The sequence below is a fragment of the Rhodoblastus sp. genome (genome assembly GCF_052145335.1).
GTDB lineage: Bacteria > Pseudomonadota > Alphaproteobacteria > Rhizobiales > Beijerinckiaceae > Rhodoblastus.
The window spans coordinates 1-8,837 of record NZ_JBKQOU010000304.1 but is presented as its reverse complement, the minus strand read 5'-3'; the positions used below and the strand labels follow the sequence as shown (position 1 = coordinate 8,837).

The window sequence follows — 8,837 nt, the reverse complement described above, 5'->3', positions numbered from 1 at the left end:
CAGCACCACGCCTACCAGATGGGCCTGTGGTTCTGGCGCCCAACCCTGTGGTGGAATCCCGCCGCCGGCGTCACCCCCGAATGCCGCGAATGGCTTGAGCAGAAATATCCCGGCTGGAACGCGACCTTCGGCCGCTGCTGGGACGTGATCACCGACAACCTGCTCAACGGCCGGCCCGAGCTGACGGCGCCGGAGACGCTGCCGATCGTCTGCAACATGAGCCAGATTCCGATCTGCAACATTCCCGGAGACAACTGGAGTGTGAAGGATTATCCGCTGGAATACGAAGGCCGGCTCTATCACTTCAATTCGGAAATCGACCGCTGGGTCTTCGAGCAGGATCCCATCCGCTATCGCGATCACATGACGCTGGTCGATCGCTTCCTCGCAGGAAAAATCTCGCCGCCCGACCTGATGGGCGCGCTGATGTACATGAACCTCCAGCCCGGCGAAATGGGCGACGATGCGCATGGCTATTCCTGGGTCGAGGCCTGCCGCCAGCCGACGAAAGCCGCAGCGGAATAAGGCGCTTTCGCCCGCGAAAGCGAGAAGCGTTTTCGCGGGCGCCGCCTTCCCTGCCCCCATCCAACGACCTTCAAGAAGGACGCCTGCAATGGCTCTGTTCCCCGTGATTTCCAACTTCCAATACGACTTCGTGCTGCAACTCGTGCCGGTCGACACCGACAACACCATGGACGAGGTCGCCGCCGCCGCCGCGCATCATTCAGTCGGACGCCGGGTGGCCCCGCGCCCCGACAAAGTAGTGCGCGTCCGCCGCCAGGGCGACACGGAATTCTTCCCGCGCAACGCGCGACTCCACGAGACGCCCATCAAGCCGATGGAAACACTCGAATTCATCTTCTGCGAGAGGTGAAAAGAAAAATGTCCTTCAAGCCCGCTTGCACTCTGGACGATCTTTGGGAAGGCGACATGACCGAGGTCGAGGTCGAAGGCCAGCCGATACTGCTGGTCTGGCCCGAAGGCGGAGAAATCCGCGCCTTTCAGGGGATGTGCCCGCATCAGGACATTCCGCTTGCCGAAGGCAAGTTCGACGGCCGCGTCATCATGTGCCGCGCCCATCAATGGACCTTCGACGCCAAGACCGGCGCCGGCGTCAATCCGTCGGACTGCCGTCTCGCCGAATATCCGGTCAAGGTCGAGGGCGACAACGTCCTCGTCGCGATCGAGGGCGTAAAGCCCTTGTTCGCACATACTTGAACTGTTTTTCCATGATCGCGACTCGTCGCGATCATGGAACCCCTCGCACGTGCTCGGCGCCGCATTCGCGGCTAACCAAGTCCCCGGGGGACTTGGAATAAAAAACAAATCGGGAGGAAATATCGTGGCAAATCCAAAAGTCGGCGACGGCTATCTCAACAACCGGGTCGGCCCGGTTCTGCGCGCAAGTCCGATCACCGCCGGCGTCATCGAGGCCGCCGAGGAAGACAATCCCAACAAGACCATCCGCGTCGACGACAAGATCGCCTATGTGCGCATCGACACCGACGGCGAGATGATCCTGCGCCGCGAGACGCTCGAACGCGCGCTCGGCCGGCCATTCCGCATGTCGGAGCTCGAGGTCAATCTCGGCTCCTTCGCCGGCCGAATCGAGACCACCGACGACTTCGTCCGCTTCTATTACGAGAAGACGCTCTGAACCGACTTTCGCCATCCGCACGGCGAAAACAGCGCCAACCTCTGTCTCAAATTACGCGAGCAAACCATGTCCGAACCCCAAATCGCCAAGCCCCTGAAAACCTGGAGCCATCTCGCCGGCCGGCGCCGCAAGCCGAGCGAATATGAAATCGTCTCGACCAACATGCATTACACCACGGACAATCCGGACGCGCCGTTCGAGCTCGACCCGAATTTTCCGATGGCGCAATGGTTCAAGACCAACCGCAACGCCAGCCCGCTCAAACACGCCGACTGGAATGCCTTTCGCGATCCGGACGAAATCGTCTACCGCACCTACAACATGTTGCAGGACGGCCACGAGAACTATGTCTTCGGCCTGTTCGACCAGTTTTCCGCGCGCGGTCACGACGCGATGCTGGAAGACGCCTGGGCGCGCCAACTCGCGCGGCTTTACACCCCCGGACGCTATCTGATGCACACTTTGCAGATGGGTTCGGCCTATCTGACCCAGATCGCGCCGGCTTCGACCATTTCGAACTGCGGAACCTATCAGGCGGCGGATTCGCTGCGCTGGCTCACCCACACCGCCTATAGGACGAAGGAGTTGCAGAAGACCTTCGGCGACCTCGGCTTCGGGACCGGCGAACGCGATATCTGGGAAAACGACCCGGCCTGGCAGGGTTTTCGCGAGCTGGTGGAAAAGGCGCTCTGCGCCTATGACTGGGCGGAAAGCTTCGTCGCGCTGAATCTCGTCGCGCGTCCGGCTTTCGAAGAGGCCGTATTGCGCGCCCTGGGCCAGGCGGGACGCCATAACGGCGACACCCTGCTCGGCCTGCTGACCGACGCGCAGCTGGCCGACGTCGAGCGGCATCGCCGCTGGACCGGCGCCCTGGTCAAGCTGTCGCTGGAGACCGAGGGCAATCGCGAAGTGCTAAACAATTGGCTGGCGAAATGGACGCCGCTCGGCGACGCTGCGATCGACGCCTATTGCGCGCATCTGCCGGACTCGCCGAACGCGGCCCAAACCGCCCGCGACGCCTGTGCGGCTTTGCGTCGCGGCTACGGATTGTGATGGCGGCCGGCGTGCGATGAGCCATCACATCCAGATCGAGGGCGGAGACGGTTTCGACGTCTCCGCCGATGAGGACAGCCTGCTCCGCGGCGCGCTGCGCGCGGGAGTGGGCATGCCCTACGAATGTGGGGTCGGCGGTTGCGGCAACTGCCGGTTCGACCTGGTTTCGGGCGAAATGCAGAATCTTTGGCCCGAAGCGCCCGGTCTTTCGGAGCGGGAGCGCAAGCGCGGCAAACGTCTCGCCTGCCAGTCGCGTCCGTTGAGCGATTGCGTCATCAAGGTGCGTTGCGCCGACGAATACCGTCCCGTGGTCCCGACCCAGCGTTTTCAGGCCCTGCTGGCGCAGCGGCGCGAAATCGCTCCGGGCATGGCCGAACTGGTGTTCAAGGGGCCGGAATCGGCGACCTTCCGGCCCGGACAATATGGCGTCTTTCATCCGCCCGGCGTCGAGGGGCCGCGCGCCTATTCGATGTCGAATCTCCCCAATGCCGAGGGAGAATGGCGTTTCGTCGTGCGCCGCGTTCCCGGCGGCAAGGGAAGCAACGCCATGTTCGACGCGCTGGCGCCTGGCGACACGCTGACGCTCGATGCGCCCTACGGCGCCGCCTATCTGCGTGAGGACAATGCGCGCGACGTCGTTTGCGTCGGCGGCGGATCCGGCGTCGGTCCGGTGGTTTCCGTGGCCCGCGCGGCGCTGAAGCTGGGCAAGGAGAACCGCGTTCACCTGTTCGAGGGCGCCCGGACCCAAGCCGATCTTTGCGTCCCGGCGCTGCTGACGCCGGAGGAGATTGCCGCGCTGAATTATGTTCCGGTGCTCTCGGCCGAGCCGGATGGCAGCGGCTGGGGCGGCGCGCGCGGCTTTGTCCATGCGCAGGTCGAGCAATCGCTGCCGCTTCCCGTCGAAAAACACGAATTTTATTTCGCCGGGCCGCCGCCGATGATCGAGGCCATGCAGGACCTGCTGGTGATGCGCTGGAAGGCGCCGCTCACGCAGATCCACTTCGACAAGTTCTTCTGAAGACTGGGCGCTGCCCCACGAAAACAGCGATGCCCGCAGGGGCATCGCTGTTTTTGTCGTGGCGCCAGCGTAAGCCCCCGGGGGGGCTAAATCGTTATTATCAAAAAATATCGATAATCATCTTGACCCCTGACGAGCCGACTGTTACGAAAAAGCAGGTCAGATGCTGCGTCAAGATAACAAGCAGTCTAGGCCCGGGAGAGCGATTTATATTCAGCAAGGAATGACGAACCGTCCCGTGGGCGGGACGGTGGACGTTTGCGCCAATCAGAGCCAACGAATCTTCCGTCGAGAGCACTCCCTTCGTCTTCCGACTTAAGTTCCGGTCCTCTCCTCGGGGGAATAACCTGCTTGGCGGATCGACGCAGGCGGCTCTAGACGAGATTACGACAAAAAGGCGCGAAAGAACGTCTGAATATGAAGGTGACGATTGCGAGGTCCAGGCAGGCCCGCAAGGCACGAAGGGAGGACGGCAAATGGGCGCCAATCTGTTGAAACGTCCGGCGTTGAAATCAGTACCGACGGGACGCCAGGTTCCCGTGAACGAAAGCGCCGACCTTTGCTGTTGCCGCGTCCCCGAAATCCACGACCTCGCCAATCGCCTCCGCTTCGCGCCGGAACAGGGCCGCATCTGGCTGGACGACCAGAGGATGATGCTGATGCATGTGAGTTCGCTCGGCGCCCTGCGCGAGGAACTGGTCGGCAGCCTCGGCAAGGAGACCGCGCGTGGCGTGATCACGCGCATCGGCTACCAGGCCGGCGCCCGCGACGCGGAAATGGCCAAGAAACTGCGCGCCAATTCCTCGACCTACGACCATTTCCTCGCCGGGCCGCAACTGGTCTCGCTTGAGGGGATCGTGCATTGCGAACCGATCGCGCTCGATATCGATGTCGGCAGCGGCCGTTATTTCGGCGATTTCGCCCTGATCGACTGCGCCGAAGCCGAGGCGCATGTGGCGTCCTTCGGCATTGGCGAAGAATCTGCCTGCTGGATGCTGGTCGGCTACGCTTGCGGCTACACCAGCACCTTTATGGGCCGGCCCATCCTGTGGCGCGAAGTCGAGTGCCGCGCCATGGGGCATGACCGCTGCAGGGTGATCGGCCGCCCGGTCGAGGAATGGGGCGACGACGCTCGCGAAGACCTCCGTTTTCTGCAGATCGGCGACTTCGTGAAATGGACGCCGGCGCCACCGAATCCGCCGGCGCCTGCCCGCCTGGCGACGCGGCTTGCCGGACAGGAAAACAGTTTCGGCATGGTCGGCATATCGAGCGGCTTCAACAATGTCTGCCATCTCGTCAAGAAAGTGGCGCCGACGGAAGCGACAGTGCTTTTCCTCGGCGAAAGCGGCGTCGGCAAGGAAATTTTCTCGCATAACCTCCACCGGTTGAGCAAACGCGCCAAAGGACCTTTCATCGCGGTCAATTGCGCCGCCATTCCTGAGCAACTAACGGAATCGGAGCTTTTCGGCGTCGAGAAAGGCGGCTTCACCGGCGCCACCGTGTCGCGTCCGGGGCGTTTCGAGCGCGCGCATGGCGGCACCCTGTTCCTCGATGAAATCGGCACGTTGAGCTACACGGCGCAGGGTAAGTTGCTGCGGGCCCTGCAGGAGGGCGAGATCGAGCGCGTCGGCGATTCACGCGTCCGCAAGGTCGATGTCCGCGTCATCGCCGCGACCAATGTCAATTTGCGCGACGCCGTCAAGGACGGCTCCTTCCGAGAGGATCTGTTTTACCGGCTCAATGTCTTCCCCATCCGCGTGCCGCCATTGCGCGACCGCCGAGACGATATTCCCCTGTTGATGAACTGGTTCATGCAGCGTTCGTGCAAGAAGCTCGACAAGACCATCACCGGATTTCGCGAACGCGCGGTCGACGCTTTGATCAACTACCGCTGGCCCGGCAATGTGCGCGAGATGGAAAACCTGATCGAGCGCGCGGTCATTCTCGCCGATGACGGCGGCGCGCTGGATATCTGCCATCTATTCACCACCGGCGAAGAGCTGAATTCGACAACCTTCATCGTGCAGAAGAACGGCGCGTTGCGACTGGCCGGAGATGTGATCGAGCCCGAGGCTCCAACTTCCGAGGGCGGATTGCCGACGCTCGCCGATACCGAGGCGCGCATGCTGCGGCTCGCCCTTGCGGAAGCCAACGGCAACCTGTCGCTGGCGGCGCGGCTCCTCAGCATCAGCCGTCCGACCCTCGCCTACCGACTGCGCAAGCACAAGATCGCGGTGGAGTGATCTCGACACTTCTCTGGGAGCGGAATCATGAACGTCGCCAATCCGGAAATCGCTTACCGAACGCGCGCCGCGGGGATCGACACCAATTACCATGATCGCGGCTCCGGATTTCCGGTCCTGTTCATCCACGGCTCCGGCCCCGGCGTCAGCGCCTGGGCCAATTGGCGGCTGGTCATTCCAGAACTCGCCAAAACCCATCGTGTGATCGCGCCGGACATGGTCGGATTCGGCTTCACCGACCGTCCCGAAGGCGTGAAATACGATGTCGACGCCTGGGTGGCGCAGTCCATCGGCCTGCTCCACAGGCTCGGCCTGCCCAAGGCGCATATCGTCGGCAATTCTTTCGGCGGCGCCATCGCTTTGGCGCTGGCGATCCGCCATCCCGAACGGGCCGAGCGTCTGGTCCTGATGGGCAGCGTTGGCGTTCCCTTCGCGATCACGCCCGGCCTCGACGCCGTCTGGGGCTACCAGCCCTCAATGGAAAATATGCGCAAATTGCTGGATATTTTCGCCTATAGCCGCGAGTTGGTGAACGACGAACTGGCCGAGCTGCGTTACAACGCCAGCATCCGGCCGGGCTTTCAGGAGAGCTTTTCCGCCATGTTTCCGGCGCCGCGCCAGCGCTGGGTCGACGCCATGACCAGCGGCGAGGCCGATATCCGCGCCCTGCCCCATGAAACGCTGATCGTCCACGGCCGCGACGACAAGGTGATCCCGCTGTCCAATTCGCTCACTTTGCTCGAATGGATCGACCGCTCGCAACTGCATGTCTTCGGCCGTTGCGGCCATTGGGTGCAGATCGAACACGCCGAGCGTTTCGCGCGTTTGCTCACCGGCTTTTTCGCCGAAACCAATTCTTGAACCAAACGGTTTTGCGCGAGTAAGGCGCAAGGGAGAGCGGAATGAAAATCGATTTGACCGGAAAGTCCGCGGTCGTCACTGGCTCGACCTCGGGCATCGGCTTCGCCATCGCGCAGGGACTGGCGGATGCGGGTGCGCGGGTCATCGTGAACGGACGCAGCAAGGATCGTGTCGAGGCGGCGGTGACCAAATTGCGCGAGAGCGCGCCCGGCTGCGAAGTTCTGGGCGTCGCGGCCGATCTCGCGACAGCGGAAGGCGTCACGGAATTTCTCGAAAAAGTGGCGGACGCAGATATTCTCGTCAACAATCTCGGCATTTTCGAACCCAAGCCTTTTCTCGAAATTCCCGACGCCGACTGGCTGCGTTTCTTCGAGACCAATGTGCTCAGCGGCGTGCGGATGTCGCGCGCCTATCTGCCGAAAATGCTGGCGCGCGATTGGGGAAGGATCGTGTTCATCTCCAGCGAATCCGCGCTCAATACGCCGCCGGAAATGGTTCATTACGGCATGACCAAGACGGCGCAGCTCGCGGTATCCCGCGGATTGGCGGAAATGACGGCGGGATCGGGCGTGACGGTCAATTCCGTCCTGCCCGGCCCGACGCGCTCGAAAGGGGTCGGCGAATTCTTCGGCAGAATGGCGGCGGAGGCCGGCGTTTCGCAGCCAGAAATGGAAGCGCAATTCATCGCCGAACATCGGCCTACTTCGTTGCTACGCCGGCTCGCCAGCGTCGAGGAAGTCGCCAATATGGTGGTCTACGTCTGCTCAAAGCAAGCCTCCGCGACCAACGGCGCGGCCCTGCGCGTCGATGGCGGCGTGGTCAAGTTTATCGCGTGAAATCACCAGCCTGCTTATCCTGGCATTTTTGGAAAATTCGCCGTGCCGCCAGGAATGGGCGCCCATTCCTGGCGCGAGTCGCAGTAAATCTGCATGGTCGGCTTCAGCCAGCTGGTGTCGTCGAAGCATCCGGCTTTGACGATGGCGGTGTCGGGCATGGCTTCGGCTTCCGCCCAGACTGGCGATCCGCATTCGGCGCAGAACCAGCGGTCGACGGCGCGGCCGCTGTCGCCCTTGTCGGCGAATTTTTTCAGCGGCCCGGAAACCGTGAATTTTTCGCGCGGCGAAATCGCCATGACGGAATAAGCCGATGAGGTCGACTTCTGGCAATGCGTGCAATGGCAAATGGCGACAGTCGGCTGATCGTCATCGAGCGTGAAATGCGATTGGCCGCAGAGACAGCTTCCAGCGCGTAAGGTCATATTTTCCTCCCCTGCATGATGGCTTCGCTATTTTTTGGTTTTCGCCACGCCGCCGACGGAAAAATGCTGCGGCGGCACTTCGCGGATGATGATGCGGATCGCCTCCTTTGGCGCGTCGATCGCCTCGTGAATGGCGTCGGCGACTTTTTGCAACAACCGCGCCTTGGCTTCGTCGCTGCGGCCTTCGATGAGCGTAATATCGACGATGGGCATGGATTACTCCGCGACGCTGATGGAGACCGGACCGAGGTTCTGGATGGTGGTGCGCACATTCTGGCCGAGCTTTAGCGAATGCGCGGCGGTGGCGCCGCCGGCCAGCACGATCCAGCCTGGTTTCAATCCGCCAATGCCTGCCGTGGCCCGCGCCGCCGCGACCAGCGAGCGGATCGGATGACCGAGGATCGCCGCCGTCGAGCCGATCTGGACGGGCCGCCCGTCAACCTCCACGACAATGCCGAGATTGGAGAAGTCCTGGTCCGGCCGCGCCCAGTTGCCGACGACGAACCCGGACGAAGAGGAATTATCGGCGATCACGTCGGGCAGCGCGAATTTGAAATCGCGATAGCGCGAATCGATGACTTCCATCGCCGGAGCGATGGCTTCGACGGCCGACAGCGCCTCGGCGGCCGAGACTTCGCCCGACAGCTCGCGCTTCATCAGAAAGGCCAGCTCCGGTTCTATGCGCGGATGCACATACCGCGCCTTGGACAGCGAACCGCCCTCCTCCAGCCGCATGGCGTCGGTCAG

The 8,837-nt window shown here is 62.5% G+C and carries 11 protein-coding genes and 1 pseudogene; 9 read left to right on the top strand and 3 right to left on the bottom strand.

Annotation, left to right across the window (positions count from 1 at the left end):
- From ACLP2E_RS18520 to ACLP2E_RS18480, 9 genes and pseudogenes are all read left to right on the top strand, one after another.
- A pseudogene (locus ACLP2E_RS18520) lies at positions 1 to 525 on the top strand (toluene monooxygenase); the annotation flags it as partial.
- A gap of 88 nt (positions 526 to 613) precedes the next feature.
- Positions 614 to 874 (top strand): toluene-4-monooxygenase system B family protein, encoded by a 261-nt coding sequence (locus ACLP2E_RS18515; protein WP_442462473.1) that lies wholly within the window; start codon positions 614 to 616, stop codon positions 872 to 874.
- An 8-nt stretch (positions 875 to 882) separates the two neighbouring features.
- Positions 883 to 1,218: a Rieske 2Fe-2S domain-containing protein gene (locus ACLP2E_RS18510; RefSeq protein ID WP_442462472.1), complete on the top strand. Its 336-nt coding sequence runs from the start codon at positions 883 to 885 to the stop codon at positions 1,216 to 1,218.
- A 124-nt stretch (positions 1,219 to 1,342) separates the two neighbouring features.
- Positions 1,343 to 1,657: an MmoB/DmpM family protein gene (locus tag ACLP2E_RS18505; RefSeq protein WP_442462471.1), complete on the top strand. Its 315-nt coding sequence runs from the start codon at positions 1,343 to 1,345 to the stop codon at positions 1,655 to 1,657.
- A gap of 66 nt (positions 1,658 to 1,723) precedes the next feature.
- Positions 1,724 to 2,710 (top strand): aromatic/alkene monooxygenase hydroxylase subunit beta, encoded by a 987-nt coding sequence (locus ACLP2E_RS18500; RefSeq protein WP_442462470.1) that lies wholly within the window; start codon positions 1,724 to 1,726, stop codon positions 2,708 to 2,710.
- A gap of 16 nt (positions 2,711 to 2,726) precedes the next feature.
- On the top strand, positions 2,727 to 3,728 hold the full coding sequence (locus tag ACLP2E_RS18495; RefSeq protein ID WP_442466771.1) for a 2Fe-2S iron-sulfur cluster-binding protein: 1,002 nt from the start codon (positions 2,727 to 2,729) through the stop codon (positions 3,726 to 3,728).
- Between the two features lie 476 nt (positions 3,729 to 4,204).
- The gene (locus tag ACLP2E_RS18490; RefSeq protein WP_442466770.1) at positions 4,205 to 5,971 is read left to right on the top strand and encodes a sigma 54-interacting transcriptional regulator; all 1,767 of its coding nucleotides are present in this window, start codon (positions 4,205 to 4,207) and stop codon (positions 5,969 to 5,971) included.
- A gap of 27 nt (positions 5,972 to 5,998) precedes the next feature.
- Positions 5,999 to 6,832, top strand: coding sequence for an alpha/beta fold hydrolase (locus ACLP2E_RS18485; RefSeq protein WP_442466769.1), 834 nt, complete (start codon positions 5,999 to 6,001; stop codon positions 6,830 to 6,832).
- Between the two features lie 41 nt (positions 6,833 to 6,873).
- Complete coding sequence (locus ACLP2E_RS18480) at positions 6,874 to 7,668, top strand: SDR family NAD(P)-dependent oxidoreductase (RefSeq protein ID WP_442462466.1); 795 nt, start codon at positions 6,874 to 6,876, stop codon at positions 7,666 to 7,668.
- Between the two features lie 14 nt (positions 7,669 to 7,682).
- Here ACLP2E_RS18480 and ACLP2E_RS18475 read toward each other — a convergent pair whose 3' ends face one another.
- From ACLP2E_RS18475 to ACLP2E_RS18465, 3 genes are all read right to left on the bottom strand, one after another.
- The gene (locus tag ACLP2E_RS18475; protein WP_442466768.1) at positions 7,683 to 8,090 is read right to left on the bottom strand and encodes a GFA family protein; all 408 of its coding nucleotides are present in this window, start codon (positions 8,088 to 8,090) and stop codon (positions 7,683 to 7,685) included.
- A 27-nt stretch (positions 8,091 to 8,117) separates the two neighbouring features.
- Positions 8,118 to 8,303: a 2-hydroxymuconate tautomerase gene (locus ACLP2E_RS18470; protein ID WP_442462464.1), complete on the bottom strand. Its 186-nt coding sequence runs from the start codon at positions 8,301 to 8,303 to the stop codon at positions 8,118 to 8,120.
- 3 nt (positions 8,304 to 8,306) lie between these two features.
- Positions 8,307 to 8,837: 2-keto-4-pentenoate hydratase (locus ACLP2E_RS18465; protein WP_442466767.1), on the bottom strand; the 531-nt coding region annotated here is incomplete at its 5' end.

Excerpts from the sequence above, each read along its gene's own strand:
- ACLP2E_RS18515 (WP_442462473.1), top strand. The coding sequence starts at position 614 with ATGGCTCTGTTCCCCGTGATTTCCAACTTCCAATACGACTTCGTGCTG.
- ACLP2E_RS18500 (WP_442462470.1), top strand. The coding sequence starts at position 1,724 with ATGTCCGAACCCCAAATCGCCAAGCCCCTGAAAACCTGGAGCCATCTC.
- ACLP2E_RS18495 (WP_442466771.1), top strand. The coding sequence starts at position 2,727 with ATGAGCCATCACATCCAGATCGAGGGCGGAGACGGTTTCGACGTCTCC.
- ACLP2E_RS18485 (WP_442466769.1), top strand. The coding sequence starts at position 5,999 with ATGAACGTCGCCAATCCGGAAATCGCTTACCGAACGCGCGCCGCGGGG.
- ACLP2E_RS18470 (WP_442462464.1), bottom strand. The coding sequence starts at position 8,303 with ATGCCCATCGTCGATATTACGCTCATCGAAGGCCGCAGCGACGAAGCC.
- ACLP2E_RS18480 (WP_442462466.1), top strand. The coding sequence starts at position 6,874 with ATGAAAATCGATTTGACCGGAAAGTCCGCGGTCGTCACTGGCTCGACC.
- ACLP2E_RS18490 (WP_442466770.1), top strand. The coding sequence starts at position 4,205 with ATGGGCGCCAATCTGTTGAAACGTCCGGCGTTGAAATCAGTACCGACG.
- ACLP2E_RS18475 (WP_442466768.1), bottom strand. The coding sequence starts at position 8,090 with ATGACCTTACGCGCTGGAAGCTGTCTCTGCGGCCAATCGCATTTCACG.
- ACLP2E_RS18510 (WP_442462472.1), top strand. The coding sequence starts at position 883 with ATGTCCTTCAAGCCCGCTTGCACTCTGGACGATCTTTGGGAAGGCGAC.